Origin of the sequence: Mycobacterium sp. 2-64 (assembly GCF_035918375.1) — a bacterium.
Lineage (GTDB): Bacteria > Actinomycetota > Actinomycetes > Mycobacteriales > Mycobacteriaceae > Mycobacterium > Mycobacterium intracellulare.
In genome coordinates this window covers 3,843,175-3,863,796 of record NZ_CP142361.1, presented here as the reverse complement: position 1 = coordinate 3,863,796, position 20,622 = coordinate 3,843,175, and the positions used below count along the sequence as shown (strand labels likewise).

Annotated in this window: 18 protein-coding genes and 2 tRNA genes; 11 read left to right on the top strand and 9 right to left on the bottom strand. The window is 68.1% G+C overall.

Features of this window, described 5'->3' with window-relative positions:
- Nucleotides 1–7: 7 nt before the first annotated feature.
- The 3 genes from QGN31_RS17965 to orn form a co-directional block, all read right to left on the bottom strand.
- Complete coding sequence (locus QGN31_RS17965; protein ID WP_014382148.1) at nt 8–385, bottom strand: hypothetical protein; 378 nt, start codon at nt 383–385, stop codon at nt 8–10.
- A gap of 111 nt (nt 386–496) precedes the next feature.
- A tRNA-His gene (locus QGN31_RS17960) sits at nt 497–572 on the bottom strand.
- A 49-nt stretch (nt 573–621) separates the two neighbouring features.
- Nucleotides 622–1,269: an oligoribonuclease gene (orn, locus tag QGN31_RS17955; RefSeq protein ID WP_008255097.1), complete on the bottom strand. Its 648-nt coding sequence runs from the start codon at nt 1,267–1,269 to the stop codon at nt 622–624.
- Between the two features lie 201 nt (nt 1,270–1,470).
- Here orn and QGN31_RS17950 point away from each other — a divergent pair, with 201 nt between their 5' ends.
- Nucleotides 1,471–3,036 (top strand): helicase HerA-like domain-containing protein, encoded by a 1,566-nt coding sequence (locus QGN31_RS17950; RefSeq protein WP_014941602.1) that lies wholly within the window; start codon nt 1,471–1,473, stop codon nt 3,034–3,036.
- A 161-nt stretch (nt 3,037–3,197) separates the two neighbouring features.
- On the opposite strand, the gene cmrA is transcribed toward QGN31_RS17950, so the two are convergent.
- Nucleotides 3,198–4,004 (bottom strand): mycolate reductase, encoded by an 807-nt coding sequence (cmrA, locus tag QGN31_RS17945; RefSeq protein ID WP_014384147.1) that lies wholly within the window; start codon nt 4,002–4,004, stop codon nt 3,198–3,200.
- Nucleotides 4,005–4,072: 68 nt separating this feature from the next.
- Between cmrA and QGN31_RS17940 the strand changes: the two genes are divergently transcribed.
- Nucleotides 4,073–5,413 (top strand): MFS transporter, encoded by a 1,341-nt coding sequence (locus QGN31_RS17940; RefSeq protein ID WP_009957502.1) that lies wholly within the window; start codon nt 4,073–4,075, stop codon nt 5,411–5,413.
- Between the two features lie 21 nt (nt 5,414–5,434).
- Here QGN31_RS17940 and QGN31_RS17935 read toward each other — a convergent pair whose 3' ends face one another.
- Together QGN31_RS17935 and QGN31_RS17930 are read right to left on the bottom strand one after the other, a co-directional pair.
- A complete protein-coding gene (locus QGN31_RS17935; RefSeq protein WP_014379654.1) occupies nt 5,435–6,214 on the bottom strand; it encodes an MmpS family transport accessory protein in 780 nt (259 codons plus the stop codon).
- A 63-nt stretch (nt 6,215–6,277) separates the two neighbouring features.
- Nucleotides 6,278–6,934 (bottom strand): SACE_7040 family transcriptional regulator, encoded by a 657-nt coding sequence (locus QGN31_RS17930; protein WP_041784848.1) that lies wholly within the window; start codon nt 6,932–6,934, stop codon nt 6,278–6,280.
- A 195-nt stretch (nt 6,935–7,129) separates the two neighbouring features.
- Here QGN31_RS17930 and QGN31_RS17925 point away from each other — a divergent pair, with 195 nt between their 5' ends.
- From QGN31_RS17925 to QGN31_RS17890, 8 genes are all read left to right on the top strand, one after another.
- Nucleotides 7,130–8,719 (top strand): carboxyl transferase domain-containing protein, encoded by a 1,590-nt coding sequence (locus tag QGN31_RS17925; protein WP_041785427.1) that lies wholly within the window; start codon nt 7,130–7,132, stop codon nt 8,717–8,719.
- A 5-nt stretch (nt 8,720–8,724) separates the two neighbouring features.
- Complete coding sequence (locus QGN31_RS17920; protein WP_014941606.1) at nt 8,725–10,722, top strand: acetyl-CoA carboxylase biotin carboxylase subunit; 1,998 nt, start codon at nt 8,725–8,727, stop codon at nt 10,720–10,722.
- Nucleotides 10,719–11,885, top strand: coding sequence for an acyl-CoA dehydrogenase family protein (locus QGN31_RS17915; protein ID WP_008255120.1), 1,167 nt, complete (start codon nt 10,719–10,721; stop codon nt 11,883–11,885). The genes QGN31_RS17920 and QGN31_RS17915 overlap by 4 nt, the downstream gene beginning before the upstream one ends.
- A complete protein-coding gene (locus QGN31_RS17910) occupies nt 11,882–12,391 on the top strand; it encodes a MaoC family dehydratase (RefSeq protein ID WP_009957496.1) in 510 nt (169 codons plus the stop codon). The genes QGN31_RS17915 and QGN31_RS17910 overlap by 4 nt, the downstream gene beginning before the upstream one ends.
- The gene (locus tag QGN31_RS17905) at nt 12,388–13,209 is read left to right on the top strand and encodes an HpcH/HpaI aldolase/citrate lyase family protein (RefSeq protein ID WP_009957494.1); all 822 of its coding nucleotides are present in this window, start codon (nt 12,388–12,390) and stop codon (nt 13,207–13,209) included. The genes QGN31_RS17910 and QGN31_RS17905 overlap by 4 nt, the downstream gene beginning before the upstream one ends.
- 249 nt (nt 13,210–13,458) lie before the next feature.
- Nucleotides 13,459–14,541, top strand: a complete 1,083-nt coding sequence (gene pdhA / locus QGN31_RS17900; RefSeq protein ID WP_193375551.1) for a pyruvate dehydrogenase (acetyl-transferring) E1 component subunit alpha — start codon at nt 13,459–13,461, stop codon at nt 14,539–14,541.
- 9 nt (nt 14,542–14,550) lie between these two features.
- Nucleotides 14,551–15,606, top strand: coding sequence for a 3-methyl-2-oxobutanoate dehydrogenase subunit beta (gene bkdB / locus QGN31_RS17895; protein ID WP_014941608.1), 1,056 nt, complete (start codon nt 14,551–14,553; stop codon nt 15,604–15,606).
- Nucleotides 15,603–16,784 carry a dihydrolipoamide acetyltransferase family protein gene (locus QGN31_RS17890; RefSeq protein WP_014941609.1) on the top strand — a complete coding sequence of 394 codons (1,182 nt, stop codon included), beginning with the start codon at nt 15,603–15,605 and terminating at the stop codon, nt 16,782–16,784. Before bkdB ends, QGN31_RS17890 begins: the two co-directional genes overlap by 4 nt.
- A gap of 16 nt (nt 16,785–16,800) precedes the next feature.
- On the opposite strand, the gene QGN31_RS17885 is transcribed toward QGN31_RS17890, so the two are convergent.
- The 3 genes from QGN31_RS17885 to QGN31_RS17875 all read right to left on the bottom strand — a co-directional run bounded on the left by QGN31_RS17885 (nt 16,801) and on the right by QGN31_RS17875 (nt 19,165).
- Nucleotides 16,801–17,571 (bottom strand): enoyl-CoA hydratase, encoded by a 771-nt coding sequence (locus QGN31_RS17885; RefSeq protein ID WP_043955680.1) that lies wholly within the window; start codon nt 17,569–17,571, stop codon nt 16,801–16,803.
- A gap of 412 nt (nt 17,572–17,983) precedes the next feature.
- Complete coding sequence (locus QGN31_RS17880; protein WP_043954652.1) at nt 17,984–18,394, bottom strand: hypothetical protein; 411 nt, start codon at nt 18,392–18,394, stop codon at nt 17,984–17,986.
- A 697-nt stretch (nt 18,395–19,091) separates the two neighbouring features.
- Nucleotides 19,092–19,165: transfer RNA gene (locus tag QGN31_RS17875), tRNA-Arg, on the bottom strand.
- 186 nt (nt 19,166–19,351) lie between these two features.
- Here QGN31_RS17875 and QGN31_RS17870 point away from each other — a divergent pair.
- Nucleotides 19,352–20,599, top strand: coding sequence for an alpha/beta hydrolase (locus QGN31_RS17870; protein ID WP_009955409.1), 1,248 nt, complete (start codon nt 19,352–19,354; stop codon nt 20,597–20,599).
- The last annotated feature ends 23 nt before the right edge of the window (nt 20,600–20,622 follow it).

Genomic DNA, 20,622 nt, shown 5'->3' with positions numbered 1-20,622 from the left:
GGCTCGGTCAGTCGATCTTGTGCCAGCTTCCGCAGCTTCGGGTCATGAACGCGGTATCGGTCCGCATGATCCGAACCACCTGGGGGCCGTCGCCGACGTTGTTGTCGATGATGTCGTTGGTGTCGAAACTGCGCAGCCTTGCCCAATAGCAGCCGTATTTGCCGCCATCGGTCCGATAGGTGCCCGCCGCGATGTCCTTGTTGACGATGTAGGTGCCGTTGGCCTCGATGGACGTCTTCGGGCCCGGTGGGGGCGGCGGGGCGACGGTCTTCGTCACCGTTTTGGTCTCAGCCGGCGGGGTCGATATGACCGTCGTCGACGTGTGGCTCGAACCACCGCAGCCCGCGAGGAACAGCGCGGCGGCCGCGATGGCCGTTCGCATCATGGGCGAGGCAAGACGTTGTCGATTCACTGCATTCCACTCACCGGTGCAACAGCGGTGCGCGGAGTCGCTACCACCGTAAAAGGTCAGGGAGCGGCGATGCTCCCTGACCAATGGGGTGAGTGACGGGACTCGAACCCGCGACATTCAGGATCACAACCTGACGCTCTACCAACTGAACTACACCCACCATGGCTGTGTGCCGACCCGCAGGCCTGCACGAGCAGCGACTGTAGATACTAGCGGCTCGTCGGCGCGCTGGCCGAATCGCTTGGTCCCGGTGCGTCTCGTCCACCGTCAAGGGAGGTGACCACCGCCTCGATTTCGCTGGTAGACGGGCCCGGTGGGGAGACGAACGCGGTGCGCCGATAGAACTGCAATTCGCGGATCGACTCATGGATGTCGGCCAGTGCGCGGTGGGCGAGCCCCTTGGTGGGCTGACCGAAGTAGATCCGCGGATACCAGCGGCGACAGAGTTCTTTGATCGAGCTCACATCGATCATGCGGTAGTGCAGGTACGTGTCCAGCGCCGGCATGTCGCGCACGATGAACGCGCGATCGGTGGCGATCGAGTTTCCTGCCAGCGGCGCCGTCTTGGGTTGCTTGACGTGTTGGCCGATGTAGTCCAGCACCATCGCCTCGGCGGTCGCCAGGTCGACGGCGGACGCTCGCACCTCGTCGATCAACCCGGAGCGCGAATGCATTTCGGTCACCACGTCACCCATCGCCGAGAGGGCGGCGTCGTCGGCGTGGATCACCACGTCCACACCGTCGCCGAGGATGTTCAGATCGGCGTCGGTGACCAGGGCCGCGATCTCGATCAGCTTGTCCGAACCGAGATCGAGTCCGGTCATCTCGCAGTCGATCCACACCAATTCGTCACGCACAGCGCTCAGACTAGTGGCGATCGCAAGCGCGGCGGAGCCGGGCGCGGCGGGTCGCCACCATCGGACCCGTGGCGATCGCAAGCGCGGCGGAGCCGGGCGCGGCGGGTCGCCGTTGGGCCTCGCCCCCGGATCCGCCCGAGAAGTAGGGTGAGCGTTGTCGAACTGCATGCCGAATCACTGGGGAAGAGGGGGCGCAGCACGATGAGCACCGATTCAGCGGCAACGCCGGCGAGCCGGATCGCGGACGGCTACGCCGTCGACGGCCAGGCACTGGAATTGGGCACCGTCGTGGTCGACGGCGCCGCCGATCCGACGGCGCAGATCCGCATTCCGCTGGCGACCGTGAACAGGCACGGGCTGGTGGCCGGCGCCACCGGAACCGGCAAGACCAAGACGCTGCAGCTGATCGTCGAACAGCTCAGCGCCGCGGGTGTACCCGTGCTGATGGCCGACGTGAAGGGCGACCTGTCCGGGCTGTCCGCACCGGGGAAGGGCGACGACAAAACCGCCGCGCGTGCCCGCGACACGGGAGACGACTGGACTCCGACGGGCTTCCCGGTGGAGTTCCTGTCGCTGGGCACCGGTGGGCTCGGCGTGCCGGTTCGGGCCACCGTCGACAGCTTCGGCCCGGTGCTGCTGTCAAAGGTGTTGGGGCTCAACGCCACTCAAGAGTCCACTCTGGGCCTGATCTTCCACTGGGCCAAGGAAAAGAATTACCAGCTGGTCACCCTGGCCAACCTGCGTGATGCCATCACTCACCTGACCAGCGACGAGGGCAAGGCCGACCTGAAATCCCTTGGCGGTGTGTCGTCCACGACGGCCGGCGTCATCCTGCGCGCGCTGGTGAACCTCGAGGGCGAGGGCGGCGACACGTTCTTCGGCGAGCCGAAGCTCGACCCGAACGACCTGCTGCGCGTCGAGGGCGGCCGCGGCATCATCTCACTGTTGGAGTTCGGCGGACAGTCGTTGCGCCCGGTCATCTTCTCCACCTTCCTGATGTGGTTGCTGGCCGACCTGTTCACCGTCCTGGACGAGGTCGGCGACATCGACAAGCCCAAGCTGGTCTTCTTCTTCGACGAGGCGCACCTGTTGTTCGCCGACGCGTCCAAGGCCTTCCTCGAGCAGGTCGAGCAGACCGTCAAGCTGATCCGCTCGAAGGGCGTCGGGGTGTTTTTCTGCACCCAGTTGCCCACCGACCTGCCCAACGACGTGCTGTCCCAGTTGGGCGCGCGGATTCAGCACGCGCTGCGGGCGTTCACCCCCGACGACCAGAAGGCGCTGTCGAAGACCGTGCGCACCTACCCGAAAACCGATGTCTACGACCTGGAGTCGGCGTTGACGTCGCTCGGGATCGGCGAGGCCGTCGTGACCGTGCTCTCCGAGAAGGGCTCGCCCACCCCGGTCGCGTGGACCCGCATGCGGGTGCCCCGCTCGCTGATGGCGTCGATCGGCAACGAGGCCATCGGGGCCGCGGCCAAAGACAGTCCGCTGCAGGCAAAGTACGGCCACACGGCTGAGCCCCCGGCGCAACCCCAGCCGGCCCCCCAGGGTCCGCAGGCGCCCCAAGCCCAGTCCGACTACCCGCCCGTCCCCTCGAACGAACCCGTCCCGCCGATGCCGGAGCCGGCGGAACCCAAGGGGGAAAAGGGCCCGTCGATGTGGGAGGAAGTGCTGCAGAACCCGACGGTGAAAAGCGGCATCAACACGGCGATACGCGAAGCGGTGAGAAGCATTTTCGGCGGCACTGGTCGCCGCCGCCGGAAGTAGTGGGGTGCCTCCGTCGCCGTCGATCGCGGACGTAACGCCACGGCGAAGAATCGCGCGCAAAACCGCCGCTGCGTTACGACCGTGAGCGGAGGGGCCGGCCCGAACCGTGAGCGGAGGGCCAGCACGACCGTGAGAGGAGGGCTGCCCAACCCGCCCCGCGCCTAGCCGCCGCCGAGCTTTTTGTAGAACGCGCCCACGATGGGCGCCACGATGGCGCGCGGGGCGTACCCGCTCGCCACCGACATGGCCTTGGACGTCAGGCCGGGAACGACGCGCATTTTGTTGCGGCCCAACGCATCCAGCGACACCCGGGCCGTGTGCTCCGTCGAGATCCACAGGAAGTCCGGCACCAGCCGCTCCACGATCGACGCTTCGGTGTCGGCCGGCAGGTCGGTGCGCACCGGGCCGGGCGCCAGCAGCGTCACGTTGACCCCCGACCCGCGCAACTCGCCGCGCAGCGATTCGGTGAAGGTATTCACGAACGCCTTGGTGGCGGCGTAGGTGGCGTTGTAGGGGATCGGCGAATTGCCCGCGGCCGAACCGGAAATCAGGATGCCCCCGGCCCTGCGTTCGACCATGCCGGGCAGCACCGCCAACGTAAGGTCATGCACCCCTAGGACATTCAGCTGCAATTGGGCCTTCTCGCCGGCCGGATCGAGCGTCGCCACCGGACCGAACGTCGCGGTGCCCGCATTGGCGCACAGGATCGAGATGGGGCGGGCGGCCAGCTCGTCGCACAGTTTCGCGCGGTCGCCCGGGTCGGCCAGGTCGGCGGGTCGCACGTCGACGGAGACGTGATACTGGTCGCTCAGGCGGGCGGCCAGATTCTTCAGCAGATCCTCGCGTCGCGCGGTGACGATCAGATTGTGTCCGCGGGCGGCGAGTTCGGTGGCCAGCGCTTCACCGATGTTCTGCGAAGCTCCGGTGACAACTGCGCGCGCCTCGGGGCTTGGAGCGGGTACCGGCATGCGCCAATCGTAGACAGCCGACGAAAGGCGATCCGCAGCCGATCGGTGGCGCCGCTAGAGTGCCGGGCATGAGTCAGCCGGAGTTACGTTCCGCCGCCCCCGTGCGATCTCGCGTCGTCGCGTGGGCGCTGTGGGACTGCGGCTCGACCGGCCTGAACGCGATCGTGGCCACCTTCGTCTTCGCCGTGTATCTGACCAGCAGCGTCGGGGTGGGCATCGGGGGCAGCACCACGCCGGCGAGCTGGCTGGGCCGGGCCGCGGCCATCGCCGGGCTGACCGTCGCGATATTGGCGCCCGCCGTCGGCGTGTGGGTGGAGTCACCGCATCGCAGGCGGGTCGCCCTGAGCGTGCTGACGGCCGCGGCGGTGACGCTGACCGCCTCGATGTTCTTCATCCGCGACCGGCCCGGCTACCTGTGGGCCGGCCTGGTGCTGCTGGGGGCGACGGCGGCCTGCGGCGACTTGGCCAGCGTCCCGTACAACGCCATGCTGCGCCAGCTTTCGACACCGCAGACCGCCGGCCGGATATCGGGATTCGGCTGGGCGGCGGGCTACGGCGGCAGCGTCCTGCTGTTGCTGGTGATCTACACCGGATTCATCTCGGGATCGGACTCGGGACCGGGCGCGACGCGCGGACTGCTGCGAATTCCCTTGCAGGACGGGCTTTATGTCCGCGAGGCGATGCTGGTGGCGGCGGCCTGGCTGGCGGTGTTCGCGCTGCCGTTGCTGTTCGTGGCGCAACGGCTGAGCGGGCCGGCCGAGCTGTATCAGCCCACGAGCATGCTGGGCGGTTACCGCAAGCTGTGGACCGAGGTTTCCGCGGAATGGCGCCGCGACCGCAACCTGGTGTACTTCCTGGTCGCCAGCGCGCTGTTCCGGGATGGGCTGGCGGCGATCTTCGCGTTCGGCGCGGTGCTCGGCGTCAACGTGTACGGCATCTCCCAGGCGGACGTGCTGATCTTCGGGGTGGCGGCGTGCGTCGTCGCCGCGGTGGGCGCCGTGCTGGGCGGGTTCGTCGACCACCGGGTCGGATCGAAGCCCGTCATCGTGGCCTCGCTGGCCGCGATCATCACCCTGGGACTGACCCTGATGGCGTCGGCGGGCCCGGCGGCCTTCTGGGTGTGCGGGCTGCTGCTGTGCATGTTCATCGGGCCGACGCAGTCGTCGTCGCGCGCCCTGCTGCTGCAGATGGCCAAACACGGCCGGGAAGGCGTCGCGTTCGGCCTCTACACCATGACCGGGCGGGCGGTGGCGTTCCTGGCGCCGTGGCTGTTCTCGGTGTTCGTCGACGTGTTCGGCGCCGTGCGCGCCGGCCTGGGCGGGATTTCGCTGGTCTTGATCGCCGGGTTGGTGGCGATGCTGGTGGTCCGCGTCCCGCAGCGCGGGGTCCCGGTCACCGAAGCCGTGTGACGGGTTCGCCTCGAGCGGGCCTCAGCCCCGAGCGTCGCAGATCGTCAGCCCCCCGCCGACGCGCTTGCTCACCTGAACCCCGTTGACGGTGACGGTGCAGGTGACGCTGTGCCCGATGTTGACGATCGTGACGTTGGCCGGGTGCGCGGCCGACTTCGCCAGGCTGACCTGCTTGCTCCACGGCAGCTCGACGTTGAATTCGGTCTGGATGAGGTCGCCGGTGTCGATGTACATGATGCTGATCGCGCGGCCTTCGCCCGTGACGGTGTAGACGACGTCTTGCATTGCCGCCGGACCCGTCGTCGAGGTGGGCAGCTCGGGGCCGCTCGTCGGGGGTATCGGCGCCGGGATGAGGGTCGGCGACTTACGCGCCGACGGGGTCGGGCTCTCCGGCGTCGTTTCTGGCATCGCCGGCAACGGCGGAACGGCGGTCTGGGTCTTGATCGCGTCGTTGGCGAGCGCCAGCGCAATCACCAAGGCGACGACCAGCAGCACCGCCGCGCCGGCGGCGATCCACAGCCAGCGCGGCGATTTCGGCCCCTCGGGGGGTGGGGGAGCCATGCCCCGCGAGTGCGGGTCGTCCGACGGCGGCAGGTCTTGCTGCCAATACGCCGGTAACCGCTTTGTCGTGTTCGTCTCGTTGGCGGTGGCCGCCCAGGGCGGCATCGTCCCGCCATAGGTGGGCGCGTACGGCGTCTGATCGGCGTACGCGGGGTCGGCGGGCGGCGCGTACCCGCGCTGTTGCGGCCCCGGTAGCGATGGACTAAACCGCTCGGTGGGACGTGAATCGTTCATGTCCACCTCATGGCTTGCAGGGTACCTGTGCGGGGCGCTGAAGCGCTTACTCACCTTGTGGCGGGGAGCTCAGGGGCACTGGTTTCCGGCCTCGAGCGCGGCGATCGTCATCGCCCGCATGACTGCGCGCGATCGTGCGGCGCGCGCGCCCTTGCTGCGCGACGTATCGGGGGATTTCATGCTGTGCGGCGTCGAATTCAGCAGGCCGAACACGGCGTGCGCGGTCAGCCGGGCGTCGGCCTCGGCCAGCTCGGGGTTCAGTTCGCGGAGGACCCCCACCCAGACCTCGACGTATTGACGCTGCGCCTTGCGCACCTGCTTCTCGGCCGCCCCGGGCAGGTACGCCAGGTCGCGGTCCTGGATGCGGATCAGGTCGGGTTCGGTCAGGGCGAAGTCGAGGTGGAAGTCGATCAGGCCGTCCAGCGCGGCGGAAGCATCGGAGTTTCGGGCCCGCACCTGCCGGGCGCCGGCGAGCAGCCGGGTGCTGATGCCCACCAGCAATTCGACCAGAAGCGATTCCTTATTGGGGAAATGCCGGTAGATGGCGGGACCGCTGACGCCGGCCGCGGCGCCGATGTCCTCCAGTCGGACCGCGAGAAATCCGCGCTCGGCGAACAGCCGCTCGGCGGCGGACAGCAATTTTAGGCGGCGGTCGGATTTCAACTGGCTCCGACGATTTGGGGCCTCAGCGCCAGCGGCCTGGCCGTCGGAGGCAGACGCTGTCATGACGGACCTCCGTGTGGTGAATCGTCACCAACGTAGCACGAGTTATTCGCAATTAACTCGCGTTATTCGCCGGGCACGGTGCCCCCTGGACCGGCAACGCCGGCAATGGTATTCTCAGGCCCCGAGTTAATGATCATTAACTCAAAAGCTGGACCGCCCGACGGCAAGGAGGCTGCTGCGGCGATGGACAAGGTGATGACCTCGCCCGCGAAGGCTCCCGAGGCGTCGTTCGCCGATGAGCACCGCCGGCTGGTCGGCGAGCTGAACACCAGGCTGGCCGCGGCCGCGCTTGGCGGCAACGAGCGCGCGCGGGAACGCCACGTCAGCCGCGGGAAGCTGTTGCCGCGCGAACGGGTGGACCGGCTGCTCGACCCCGGCAGCCCGTTCTTGGAGCTCTCACCGCTGGCCGCCGACGGCATGTACGACGACGAATCTCCCGGCGCCGGCATCATCACCGGGATCGGCCGGGTGTCGGAGCGCGAGTGCGTGATCGTCGCCAACGACGCGACGGTCAAGGGCGGCACCTACTACCCGATGACCGTCAAGAAGCACCTGCGCGCGCAGGAGGTGGCGCTGCAGAACCGGCTGCCGTGCATCTACCTGGTGGACTCCGGCGGGGCCTTCCTGCCGCGCCAGGACGAGGTCTTTCCCGACCGCGAGCACTTCGGCCGCATCTTCTTCAACCAGGCGACCATGAGCGCCAAGGGAATTCCGCAAGTCGCCGCGGTGCTGGGTTCGTGCACCGCGGGCGGCGCCTACGTGCCGGCGATGAGCGACGAGGCCGTCATCGTGCGCGAGCAGGGCACGATCTTTTTGGGCGGCCCGCCACTGGTCAAGGCGGCGACCGGCGAGATCGTGTCGGCTGAGGAACTCGGCGGCGGCGACCTGCACTCCCGGGTGTCCGGTGTCACCGACCACCTCGCCGACGACGACGAACATGCGTTGCGGATCGTCCGCTCGATCGCGGCCACCTTCGGCCCGCGCGAGCCCAGCCCGTGGCAGGTGCGATCCCCGGTCGCGCCGCCGTGCGCGCAGACGGAGCTCTACGACGTGGTGCCGCCGGACCCGCGGGTGCCCTACGACGTGCATGAGGTCATCGTGCGCCTGGTCGACGGCGGCGAATTCAGCGAATTCAAGGCCAACTACGGCAAGACCCTGGTGACCGCGTTCGCCCACATCCACGGCCACCCGGTGGGGATCGTGGCCAACAACGGGGTGCTCTTCAGCGAATCCGCTTTGAAGGGCGCGCATTTCATCGAATTGTGCGACAAGCGCAAGATCCCGCTGCTGTTCCTGCAGAACATCGCCGGGTTCATGGTCGGCCGGGACTACGAGGCCGGCGGCATCGCCAAGCATGGCGCCAAGATGGTCACCGCCGTCGCCTGCGCCCGGGTGCCCAAACTGACCGTCGTGATTGGCGGATCCTATGGGGCCGGCAACTATTCGATGTGCGGACGGGCGTACTCGCCGCGGTTCTTGTGGATGTGGCCCAACGCCCGGATCTCGGTCATGGGCGGCGAGCAGGCCGCCTCCGTGCTGGCCACCGTGCGCGGTGAGCAGCTCAGCGCGGCGGGCAAACCATGGTCGGCCGACGAGGAAGAGGCGTTCAAGGCGCCCATCCGCGGGCAGTACGAGGACCAGGGCAACCCGTACTATTCGACGGCCCGGCTGTGGGATGACGGGATCATCGACCCGGCCGACACGAGAACATTTGTCGGGCTTGCCCTTTCGGTGTGCGCCCAAGCACCGTTGGAACCCGTCTCCTACGGCGTCTTCCGGATGTGAGTGCAGTGTTCGAGACAGTATTAGTGGCTAACCGCGGCGAGATCGCCGTGCGGGTGATCCGGACGCTGCGGCGCCTGGGCATCCGTTCGGTGGCCGTCTACAGCGATCCCGACGCCGGCGCGCGGCACGTCCTCGAGGCCGACGAGGCCGTCCGATTGGGACCTGCCGCGGCGCGCGAGAGCTACCTGAACATCGACAAGGTCGTCGAGGCGGCCGTGCGCACCGGATCTCAAGCGATCCACCCGGGGTACGGATTCCTCTCCGAGAACGCCGATTTCGCGGCCGCCTGCGAGCGGGCCGGTGTGGTGTTCCTGGGGCCTCCCGCCCAGGCGATTCAGGTGATGGGCGACAAGATCACCGCCAAGAACGCGGTCGCCGCCTTCGACGTGCCGGTGGTCCCCGGCGTGGCCAAACCGGGGCTGAACGACGATGCACTGGTCGCGGCCGCCGACGACGTCGGATACCCGGTCTTGATCAAGCCCTCGGCGGGCGGCGGTGGCAAGGGCATGCGCCTGGTCGAGGAGCCGGCCAAGCTGCGCGAGGCACTCGTCAGCGCCCGCCGCGAGGCCGCCTCCGCGTTCGGCGACGACACCTTGTTTTTGGAGCGGTTCGTGTTGCGCCCCAGGCACATCGAAGTGCAGGTGCTCGCCGACACGCACGGCAACGTCGTGCACCTCGGCGAGCGGGAGTGCAGCCTGCAGCGGCGCCACCAAAAGGTCATCGAGGAGGCGCCCTCGCCGCTGCTCGACGAGGCCACCCGGGCGCGCATCGGCGCGGCCGCCTGTAACACCGCGCGCAGCGTCGACTACGTCGGCGCGGGCACGGTCGAGTTCATCGTCTCCGCAGAGCGTCCCGACGAGTTCTTCTTCATGGAGATGAACACCCGCCTGCAGGTGGAGCATCCGGTCACCGAGGCCGTCACCGGGCTGGACCTGGTGGAGTGGCAGTTGCGGGTCGCCGCCGGCGAGAAGCTGACGTTCGCCCAGGACGACATCGAACTGCGCGGGCACGCGATCGAGGCGCGGGTGTACGCCGAGGATCCGGCGCGCGGATTCCTGCCCACCGGAGGCCGGGTGCTGCGGGTCTTCGAACCCTCCGGCGACGGCGTGCGGGTCGACTCGTCGCTGCTGCCCGGCACGCTGGTCGGCAGCGACTACGACCCGATGCTGAGCAAGGTGATCGCCCACGGGGCCGACCGGGACGAGGCGCTGGCGATACTCGACCGGGCGCTGAGCCAAACCGCGATCCTGGGCGTGCAAACCAACATCGAATTTCTGCGGTTCCTGCTCGCCGACGAGCGGGTACGCGCCGGCGACCTGGACACCGCCCTCCTGGACGAGCGATTGGCGGACTTCGCGCCGCTGCCCGCCCCCGACGACGTGCTCGCGGCGGCCGGGCTCTATCGGCAATCGGCCCTGGCGTCGCGGGCGCGCCACTTCGCCGGCAATCCCTGGGCGGCGCCCACGGGATGGCGCGTGGGCGGCAGCGCGGCGCCGGTTCGCACCGACATGCGCACCCCGCTGCGCAGCGAGACCGTGTCGGTGTGGGGGCTTCCCGAGGCCGCCACGGTGCAGGTCGGCGACGGGGAAACCTGTTCGGCCGCTGTGCAAGTCGAGCCGGCACGAATGAGCGCGGTGATCGACGGCCTGCGCCGCGACTACCGGTGGGCCGAAGCCGACCGGCACCTGTGGATCGCCGACGAGCGGGGCACCTGGCACCTGCGCGAGGCCGAGGAGAACAAGATCCATCGCGCCGCGGCAGCGCAGCGGGCCGAGATCCTCAGTCCGATGCCGGGCAGCGTGATCGCCGTCCAAACCCCCTCCGGCACCGACGTTTCCGAAGGCGACGTGGTGGTCGTCGTCGAGGCGATGAAGATGGAACACTCGCTGGCCGCACCCGTTTCCGGGCAGGTGGAGGTGCTGGTCTCCGTGGGTGATCAGGTGACCGTGGATCAGGTGCTGGCCCGGCTGATCCCGGAAGAAGAAAGCAAGGACGAGACATGACCACATCCATAACCGCGGGGACCCTCCCCAAGGAATACGAAGACCTGCGCGACACGGTCGCCGAGTTCGCGCGCACCGTGGTGGCCCCGGTGTCGGCCAAACACGATGAGGAGCACAGCTTTCCGTACGAGGTCGTCGCGAAGATGGGGGAGATGGGCCTGTTTGGCCTGCCGTTCCCCGAGGAGTACGGCGGCATGGGCGGCGACTACTTCGCGCTGTCGCTGGCGCTCGAGGAACTCGGCAAAGTCGACCAGTCGGTGGCGATCACGCTCGAAGCCGGTGTGGGTTTGGGCTCGATGCCCATCTACCGGTTCGGTACCGAGGAGCAGAAGACCCGGTGGCTGCCGGACCTGACAGCCGGCCGGGCGCTGGCCGGCTTCGGGCTCACCGAGCCCGGCGCGGGCTCCGACGCGGGCGCGACCCGCACCACCGCCCGCCTCGAGGGCGGTGAGTGGGTGATCAACGGCAGCAAGCAGTTCATCACCAACTCGGGCACCGACATCACCTCACTGGTCACGGTCACCGCGGTCACCGGCAGCGTCGGGGGAGACAAGAAAGAGATCTCGACGATCATCGTGCCCAGCGGCACACCGGGTTTCACCGTCGAACCGGTCTATAGCAAGGTGGGCTGGAACGCGTCGGACACTCATCCGCTGAGCTTTGCCGACGCCCGGGTCCCGGAGGAGAACCTGCTGGGCGAGCGTGGACGGGGCTATGCGAACTTCCTGTCGATCCTGGACGAGGGCCGCATCGCGATCGCCGCGCTGGCGACGGGGGCGGCGCAGGGCTGCGTCGACGAGAGCGTCAAGTATTCCAAGGAACGTCAGTCGTTCGGCCAGCCGATCGGCTCGTACCAGGCGATCAGCTTCAAGATCGCGCGAATGGAAGCGCGTGCCCACGTCGCCCGCACGGCGTATTACGATGCCGCTGCAAAGATGTTGGCGGGCAAGCCCTTCAAGAAGGAGGCGGCCATCGCGAAGATGATCGCGTCGGAAGCGGCGATGGACAACGCCCGCGACGCAACACAGATCCACGGAGGCTATGGCTTCATGAACGAGTACCCGGTGGCGCGTCACTACCGCGACAGCAAGATCCTCGAAATCGGTGAGGGCACCACCGAGGTGCAGCTGATGCTCATCGCGCGATCGCTCGGACTGTCATGACGGACGGCAACGAGGGCGGCAAGTCGGTTGTCCAGCGGGGCTTGTGGTTTGAAGAGTTCGAGATCGGCACCACCTACCTGCACCGCCCCGGCCGCACGGTCACCGAAGCCGACAACGTCTTGTTCACCACGCTGACCATGAACACCCAGTCGCTGCACCTCGACGCGGCCTGGGCGGCCGAGCAGCCGGGCTTTCGGGGCGAGCGCCTGGTGAACTCCATGTTCACCCTCTCCACCGTGGTCGGACTGTCGGTGTCGCAGCTGACGCTCGGCACCATCGTAGCCAATCTCGGCTTCTCCGAGGTGTCCTTCCCCAAACCCGTCTTCCACGGCGACACCCTGTACGCCGAAACCGTTTGCACGGCCAAACGGGAATCGAAGAGCCGGCCCGGCGAGGGCATCGTCACCCTCGAGCACACCGGACGCAACCAGCACGGCGACGTCGTCGCGCGCGCCGCGCGCACCACGCTGGTCCAGAAACGCCCGTCCAACCAGGAGGCCAAGTGAACCTGCACGCCGCCGGCCCCGGATGGCTGTTCTGCCCGGCCGACCGGCCCGAACGTTTCGCGAAGGCCGCGGCCGCGGCCGACGTGGTGATCCTCGACCTCGAGGACGGGGTGGCCGAGGCGGACAAGCCCGCCGCCCGCAAGGCGTTGCAGGAGACGCCGCTGGACCCCGAGCGCACCGTCGTGCGCATCAACGCCGCCGACACCGACGAATACCCCCGCGACCTCGAGGCCCTGGCCGCGACCGCCTACACCACGGTGATGCTGTCCAAGACGGAATCGGCGGCGCAGGTGGAAGCGTTGGCGCCGCGCGAGGTGATCGCGCTGCTGGAGACGCCGCGCGGCGCGGTCTTCGCCACCGAAATCGCGGCGGCCCGGGGCACGGTTGCGCTGATGTGGGGCGCCGAGGACCTGGTCGCCACGCTCGGTGGTAGCTCCAGCCGCCGGGCCGACGGCACGTACCGGGACGTCGCCCACCATGTGCGGTCGACGGCGCTGCTCAACGCGTCCGCCTTCGGCCGGGTGGCGCTCGACGCGGTCCACCTCGACATCCGCGACCTCGACGGCTTGCGGGCCGAGGCCGAGGACGCCGTCGCGCTGGGGTTCGGCGGGACCGTGTGTATCCACCCGAGCCAGATCCCGGTGGTGCGCGAGGCGTATCGCCCCAGCGAGGACCGGCTGGACTGGGCGCGACGGGTGCTGGCGGCCGCGCGCAGCGAGCGCGGGGTCTTCGCCTTCGAAGGACAGATGGTCGACTCGCCGGTGCTCAAGCACGCGCAGATGACGTTGCGCAGGGCGGGTGAGACCGTCCCCGGCTGACCGTTTGATGGCTGTGCAGCGACACGTCGTTTGGGGCTCGCGCGACACGCTCCGCAGTCTTCGCAATCAACGCGGTGTCTTCTCATTTGAGGGCATAATGGGAAATACGCCAGTGTCGCGGCGAGCGAAGCCTTTCGTGTAGCTGGCGATCGACTTCCGCTCGCGGTAGGTCTCGGCTGACCGTTTGCTGTGACCCGCTGTGGCTTGCGGGGCCACGCGGCACCCAGCGAGGGAGGCGGTGTGGCGCAGATGTCTTCGATGCCCATGGCGGTCGACCTCGAACCGGTCCAACTCGTGGCCGCCGATGGCTCGCCGTCACCCGAACGCCGTTACGGCCGCGACCTTCCCGCGGAGACGCTGAGCTGGCTCTACGAGCTGATGGTGATCACCCGGGAACTCGACGCCGAATTCGTGAACCTCAAGCGCCAAGGCGAACTGGCGCTCTTTGCGTCGTGCCGCGGTCAGGAAGCCGCCCAGATCGGTGCGGCGGCGTGCCTGCGCAAAACCGACTGGTTGTTCCCTCAATATCGCGAGCTGGGCGCCTTTTTGGTGCGCGGCATCCCGCCCGGGCACGTCGGGGCCGTGTGGCGCGGAACCTGGCATGGCGGCCTGGAATTCACCAAGAAGTGCTGCGCCCCGCTCTCGATTCCGATCGGCACCCAGACCCTGCACGCCGTGGGCGCCGCGATGGCCGCGCAACGGCTGGGCGAAGATTCGGTGACGCTGGCCTTTCTCGGTGACGGAGCCACCAGCACAGGAGACGTGCACGAGGCGCTGAACTTCGCCGCCGTGTTCACCACGCCCTGCGTGTTCCTCGTGCAGAACAACCAGTGGGCGATCTCGACGCCGATCCACAAACAGACCGCCGCACCGTCGCTGGCGCACAAGGCGATTGGCTACGGCATGCCCGGAGTCCGGGTAGATGGCAATGACGTCTTGGCCTGCTACGCCGTGACGGCCGAGGCCGCCGCCCGTGCCCGCGCCGGCGGCGGCCCGACATTGATCGAGGCGATCACCTACCGGATGGGCCCACACACCACCTCCGATGACCCGAGTCGATACCGGACGCAGGACGAGGTCGATCACTGGGCGGCGCTGGACCCGATCGCGCGGTACCGCTCCTACCTGCGGGCCCAGGGCCTGTGGTCGGAACGCTTGGAGGAACGGGTCATTGGCCGCGCACAGCGGATGCGCACCGAATTGCGCGACGCGGTGGTCGATGCGCCCGATTTCGACATCGACGAGGTGTTCACCTCGGTGTACGCCGAAATCACGCCGGGACTGCAGGCACAGCGACAGCAGCTTCGGGCCGAACTCGACCGAAGCGATTGAGAGGCGTCAATGACTCAGCTCGCTGATCGTCCCACCGGCCACGACGAAACACTCACCGCGGCAGTGGAAAACGTTGCCCTCGGTGCGCAGTCGCTGACCATGATCCAAGCGCTCAACCGCGCCCTGCACGACGCGATGGCCGCCGACGACCGGGTGTTGGTGTTCGGCGAGGACGTCTCCGTCGCCGGTGGGGTGTTCCGGGCCACCGAGGGACTGGCCGAGGCGTTCGGCGAGAGCCGCTGCTTCGACACGCCGCTGGCGGAGTCCGCCATCATCGGGATCGCGGTGGGGCTGGCGCTGCGCGGATTCGTGCCCGTGCCCGAGATTCAGTTCGACGGGTTTTCCTATGCGGCCTTCGACCAGGTGGTCAGCCACCTGGCGAAGTACCGCACCCGCACCCGCGGCGAGATCAATATGCCGGTGACCGTCCGCATCCCTTCGTTCGGGGGAATCGGTGCCGCAGAGCATCATTCGGATTCCACCGAGTCGTACTGGGCGCACACCGCCGGATTGAAGGTGGTGGTGCCCTCCAGCCCCGCCGATGCGTATTGGCTGCTGCGCCACGCGATCGCCTGCCCGGATCCGGTCATGTACCTGGAACCGAAGCGACGCTACCAGGGCCGCGGCTTGGTCGACGCCTCCCGGCCCGAACCACCGATCGGGCGAGCGATGGTGCGCCGGCAGGGCACCGATGTCACCGTCGTGACCTACGGCAGCCTGGTCGGCACCGCCGTGGTCGCGGCGGAAGAGGCTCAGCGCCAACGCGGTTGGAGCCTGGAGGTCATCGACCTGCGCTCGTTGGTGCCCCTGGACTTCGACACCGTCGCCGCGTCGATCCACCGGACCGGGCGCTGCGTGGTGATGCACGAGGGACCCCGCAGCCTGGGGTTCGGCGCGGAGCTAGCCGCCCGCATCCAGGAGGAGATGTTCTACGAGCTGGAGGCGCCGGTGTTGCGCGCGTGCGGGTTTGACACCCCCTATCCGCCGGCGCGGTTGGAGAAGTGGTGGCTGCCCGGCCCCGACCGGCTGCTGGACTGCGTCGAGCGCGCGTTGGAACAGCCGTGAGCGCCCCGTCGGCGCAGGAGCGGGTCAAGCCGTTTCGGGTCCCCGACCTCGGCGAGGGGCTGGAAGAGGTGACGGTGACGCATTGGAACGTCGCGGTGGGTGACGACGTCGAGCTCAACCAGGTGTTGTGCACGGTGGAGACCGCCAAGGCCGAGGTCGAGATCCCCAGCCCGCATGCCGGACGGGTCGTCGAAACCAACGGCGCCGAAGGCGATGTGCTCAAGGTGGGGGAGGTGCTGGTGCAGATCGACACGACACCGCGCAGCGACGACCCACCGGCGGCTGAAACGGCGCCGCCCACACTGGTCGGCTATGGCGCCGATGCCGGCGTCGACAGCAGCCGGCGGAGCGGCCGCCCGCTGGCCGCCCCTCCGGTGCGCAAACTGGCCAAAGAATTGATGGTCGACCTGGCCTCGTTACCGCACCGCCCCGGTGCCGTCATCACCCGCGAGGACGTGCTGTCGGCGGCCGGCGGGACCGGGAACGGCGCCGATGTCCGATCGGTTCGTGGCGTGCAGGCCCGGATGGCAGAGAAAATGGCCCTGTCGCACAAGGAGATTCCGGCGGCGAACGTCACCGTCGAGGTGCACTGCACCGAGTTGGTGCGGCTGTCCGATCGACTCGGCGCGAAGGACCACAAGATCACACCCTTCGTGCTGACCTTGCGGCTGCTGGTCATCGCGTTGCAGCACAACGAGATCCTGAATTCGGCCTGGGTGGAGTCCCCGCAGGGTCCGCAGCTGCGCGTCGAACACCGAGTGCACCTGGGCATCGCCACGGCCACCGAACGCGGTCTGCTCGTCCCGGTCCTCGCCGACGCCCACGCCAAGACCACCCGCGAATTGGCCGCTCGCGCAGCAGAATTGATCGCCGGCGCGCGTGCGGGTACCCTGACGCCGGGTGAGTTGCGGGGCTCGACGTTCACCGTCTCGAACTTTGGGGCGCTGGGTGTGGACGATGGCGTACCAATGATCAACCACCCCGAAGCGGCCATCCTCGGGATGGGAGCGATCAAGCCGCGACCGGTGGCCCTCGGCGTCGAGATCGTGGTGCGCCCGACGATGTCGCTGACGTGTGTGTTCGACCATCGCATCGCCGATGGCGCACAGGCGGCCCGATTCGTCTGCGAGTTACGGGATCTGATCGAGTCACCCGAAATCGCGCTGCTCGATTTGTGACCCGTCGGTCCGCCGGCTACCTGCGTTGCGCGGCGGCCAATCGCTGTGCGAATTCGGGTGATTGGATCGAGTGCGCCTGCGGCCCAAGCTCGGCGCGCATGGCTTGCTGGTGTTGCTCGTGGTCCAGCGAACCCGGACTGATGGTGGCGCGCATGGTCGCCTTGGTCGCCAGCACGACCTCGCGCGGCGCGCCCGCCGGCCCGGCGGCGAGCTCCAGCGCCGCGGCCACCGGATCGTCGGCGACACTGAGCGCCAGGCCATGGCGCACCGCGGCCTCGGCGTCGAAGCGCATGCCGAACAGCAGGGCCGCGCGGGCGGCCTGCGGCCCGACCGCGCGCTGCAACATCCACGTCGCACCGCCGCCCGGGTGGAGCCCCAGCTTCTGGAACCGCGCATCGAACAGCGCCGCGGGTCCGGCGATGCGCACGTCGGCGGCCAGGGCCAGATTCAGACCGGCGCCGACGGCCGCCCCGTTGACGGCGGCGATGGTGGGCAGCCGGCAACTACCGATGGCCATGAAGCCGTCGTACAGCTGCTGCAGGCCGGTTTCGGCCGTCCCGCCGCCGGCGGCGCCCAGGGCGCTGAGGTCGGCTCCCGCGCAGAACGCCTTGCCGGCCCCCGTGACCACCACCGCGTGCACGTCGTTATCGGCTTCGACCCGCTCGACGGCGTCGCGCAGCAGCCCCGACATCTCGGCGGTCACCGCGTTGCGCCGGTCGGGATCGTTGACCGTGATGAGCGCGACGCGGTTGTCGATATCGAGCAACACCAGATCGGACTGGGCCATGTCGGGCACCTCCGGCTTGGGGTTTGGTTTGCGGGACCGTCTGCCCGCCGGTTCGTTCGGCGGCGGAGTGACGGGCGAGGTAAGGGTACTGCGCGGCCGGTTGTCCGGCTCGGCCGGTGTGAGCGCGATTACCGACGGACGCGCGAGAAAGCGCGCTCGGCGATCGGTCGTATTGGACGTCTCGGCGGTTGAACGCCATTCACCGCCGAGCCGAGTTCGCCGGGCCCGAAGCGGTGCGCCGCGCCAATCTTTGCCGGTGCGACAGGGAAGTCGGAATCTACAACTAATGCTGTGTTTATGAAAACGTTATCTGCAACCTCTGGGACTCTTCGTCCAATTTCCGGAATGACCTGCGCAAATGCATGACCTGCCCGGCCATTGGGCCCTGGGACCCGGGCGGACATGCGGGAGACTAGGACTCCGGTTTCGCCAACTTCTTGGCCAGCTCGTCGAGTTCGGCTTGACGCTCACGCACCGCACCCGCCCGCTGATCGAAGCCCGCCCCCTGGAGGACGGTCCTCGGCGTGGCATTGCTACGCAACTTGATGTTGGCGTAATGGATTGCCGCATCGATCATTTCGATGTAGCGCTCCGCCTCATTCTCCGAGCAGGAGCCCTCGATCCGCTGGACTTCGTCCCAGCACGGATAGGAGGAATACCGCGCGTCGAGTTGCTGCTGTGATACCTGAGATCCGAAGTAACATCGCCAATCTCGGCTCAGCCAGCCCCTCGTTTTCACTTCGACTTTGATTCGACTTCCTACGCCGGCTATGAACCTCGGCTCTCCGACACGGACTACCGGCTGCCAGTCATTCGACGCCATATATCGCCAACCCCTCGAAGAGAAGACGCCCTAACTAATGATCTCCCCGAGGGCGTCAACTGCTCGTCACGACACGCTGCTCCCAGAATACTGAATCTGCAAACTTTGGATAGTCACTTTGACCAAGCCCGGTCGTCCGGTGGTATGCGGTCGGGCCGAATAGCCATTACCGCCGGTTCTAACGGTGCGTTCTGTGGCCGTTGATTTCCCCCTAAATAGCGTCGTGACCTGCATCACCGCGCCAATCGACCGGGAATGTCCGACCGGTGCGGCGACGCATGACGCGTCCGGCCCCGCGCAATCCCGCGCTTACTCGAAAGCGAGAAGCGGGGCGGCAGTATGTCGCGGCCCACTGACCTCACAACGGCAAGTGGCGCAACAGGTTTTGGTCACGCCCGGCCGCCCCGCTCCGGCGGGATTTTCTGCCGTTTCTGCCAAACACCGCCGCGGGGAATGCCGGCCGGGCGTACGCTTTCCGGTTATGACCAGGGGGAAGAAAGTTCTGTTCGCGCTGGTCCTCGCATTCGCCGTCGCAACGACGTCGGTGAGCTGCTTACCCGTTGACATACCCACCTGCCCGGCGGGCGGCGGTCCGGTCGGCTGCTGATCACCTGTGCTGTAAGGCTGGGGCCACCCCGTCGTCACGTGCTGTCGACGTAGCGGGATTCCCTGCGCCGCCCGCGGATTTGCCTGCCTGCGCCCCCGGCAGGATTCGAACCTGCGACCTAGGGATTAGAAGGCCCTTGCTCTATCCACCTGAGCTACGGAGGCAACGTGCAGGTCAGTCTATCCAACCGCACCCCCCGGCCCGATTCCCCGCCGCCACGCGCACGAAAAGCCTTCCCGCGCCGCGTTTATCGGTTATCGTGATGGACCTCGACACACGTACAACATCGGCCGGCAATCGGCCGTTAACCGCAGCGAGGCGTGTGCCTGACGTCGAGAGGTGACGTTGTCATGAGCGTGGCCAGTGACCTGACTTCGCGCTGTTCGTGGGCCGGCGCCCAGGCATCACGCCTGGCGGCCGACGCCAAAGTCGCCTATCGGGCCGGCAGCCTGCTGCTGCGAGGCGGCCCACTCGCGCTGGGCTTTTTCACCGGCTGGCTCTTCACCGAGTTCCCGCCGCACGTCGTCACCGGTCATGCGCTGTCGCGGGTCGCGCATCCGTCGATCGGACGGGTCGGCAAGACGTTGGCCGCCCAGCGGGCGGATCAAACCCTCACCACCGCGCTCGAGGAGGCCTTCGGCCCCGGCTTCCGTGAACAGGTATGCCACCCGACCACCGTCGGGACCGTATGTGCCCCCCGCAGTGGCCTGTTGGGCAGGCCCGGGCCCCACCGCCGGTATGCGGCACAGACTTCCGACATCTCCTACGGCCCCCGCGGCCGCGACAACCTGCTCGACATCTGGCGGCGCGACGACCTGGCCCCCGGGTGCCGGGCGCCCGTGCTCATCCAGGTGCCGGGCGGGGCATGGGCGCTGAACGGCAGGCGCCCGCAGGCCTACACGCTGATGAGCCGCATGGTTCAACTCGGCTGGATCTGCGTGTCGATCGACTACAGCAAGAGCCCGCGCAGCGCCTTCCCCGCGCATCTCATCGACGTCAAGCGGGCGATCGCATGGGTCCGGGAGAACATCGCCGACTACGGCGGCGACCCCGACTTCATCGCGATCACCGGCGGGTCTGCGGGCGGGCACCTGGCCTCCCTGGCGGCGCTCACCCCGAACGACCCCGATTTTCAGCCCGGTTTCGAAGACGCCGACACCACCGTCCAAGCGGTCGCCCCCTACTACGGCGTCTACGACTTCACCGACTTCGACAACATGCACGAACTGATGCTGCCGTTCCTGGAGCAGTTCGTCGTGAAGGCCCGCTACGCCGACGAGCCGGAGCGGTTCACTGCGGCGTCGCCGATTTCCTATGTGCACCCCGACGCGCCGCCGTTCTTCGTGCTGCACGGTGAGAAAGACGAACTGGTTCCCAGTGGCCAGGCCCGCGCCTTCTGCGCGGCGCTGCGCGGGGCCGGTGCCGCCACGGTGGCGCACGCCGAACTCGCCAACGCCCATCACGCTTTCGACATCACCCCGACGGTTCGGTCGCGGCTGGCCGCCGACGCGGTCGCCGACTTCCTGGGTGTCGTCTACGGGCGGCGCGTCAGCTCGGTCCTGGATTCGCTGCCGCTGTCGGCCACTTCCGCCAGCTGACGGCCGGCTGAGCGCGCGCTGCA

Coding starts and splice junctions, on each gene's coding strand:
- QGN31_RS17950 (WP_014941602.1), top strand. CDS start 1,471: ATGAGCACCGATTCAGCGGCAACGCCGGCGAGCCGGATCGCGGACGGC.
- cmrA (WP_014384147.1), bottom strand. CDS start 4,004: ATGCCGGTACCCGCTCCAAGCCCCGAGGCGCGCGCAGTTGTCACCGGA.
- QGN31_RS17915 (WP_008255120.1), top strand. CDS start 10,719: ATGACCACATCCATAACCGCGGGGACCCTCCCCAAGGAATACGAAGAC.
- QGN31_RS17930 (WP_041784848.1), bottom strand. CDS start 6,934: ATGACAGCGTCTGCCTCCGACGGCCAGGCCGCTGGCGCTGAGGCCCCA.
- QGN31_RS17910 (WP_009957496.1), top strand. CDS start 11,882: ATGACGGACGGCAACGAGGGCGGCAAGTCGGTTGTCCAGCGGGGCTTG.
- bkdB (WP_014941608.1), top strand. CDS start 14,551: ATGACTCAGCTCGCTGATCGTCCCACCGGCCACGACGAAACACTCACC.
- QGN31_RS17965 (WP_014382148.1), bottom strand. CDS start 385: ATGATGCGAACGGCCATCGCGGCCGCCGCGCTGTTCCTCGCGGGCTGC.
- QGN31_RS17885 (WP_043955680.1), bottom strand. CDS start 17,571: ATGGCCCAGTCCGATCTGGTGTTGCTCGATATCGACAACCGCGTCGCG.
- QGN31_RS17925 (WP_041785427.1), top strand. CDS start 7,130: ATGACCTCGCCCGCGAAGGCTCCCGAGGCGTCGTTCGCCGATGAGCAC.
- QGN31_RS17940 (WP_009957502.1), top strand. CDS start 4,073: ATGAGTCAGCCGGAGTTACGTTCCGCCGCCCCCGTGCGATCTCGCGTC.
- QGN31_RS17880 (WP_043954652.1), bottom strand. CDS start 18,394: ATGGCGTCGAATGACTGGCAGCCGGTAGTCCGTGTCGGAGAGCCGAGG.
- QGN31_RS17870 (WP_009955409.1), top strand. CDS start 19,352: ATGAGCGTGGCCAGTGACCTGACTTCGCGCTGTTCGTGGGCCGGCGCC.
- pdhA (WP_193375551.1), top strand. CDS start 13,459: ATGTCTTCGATGCCCATGGCGGTCGACCTCGAACCGGTCCAACTCGTG.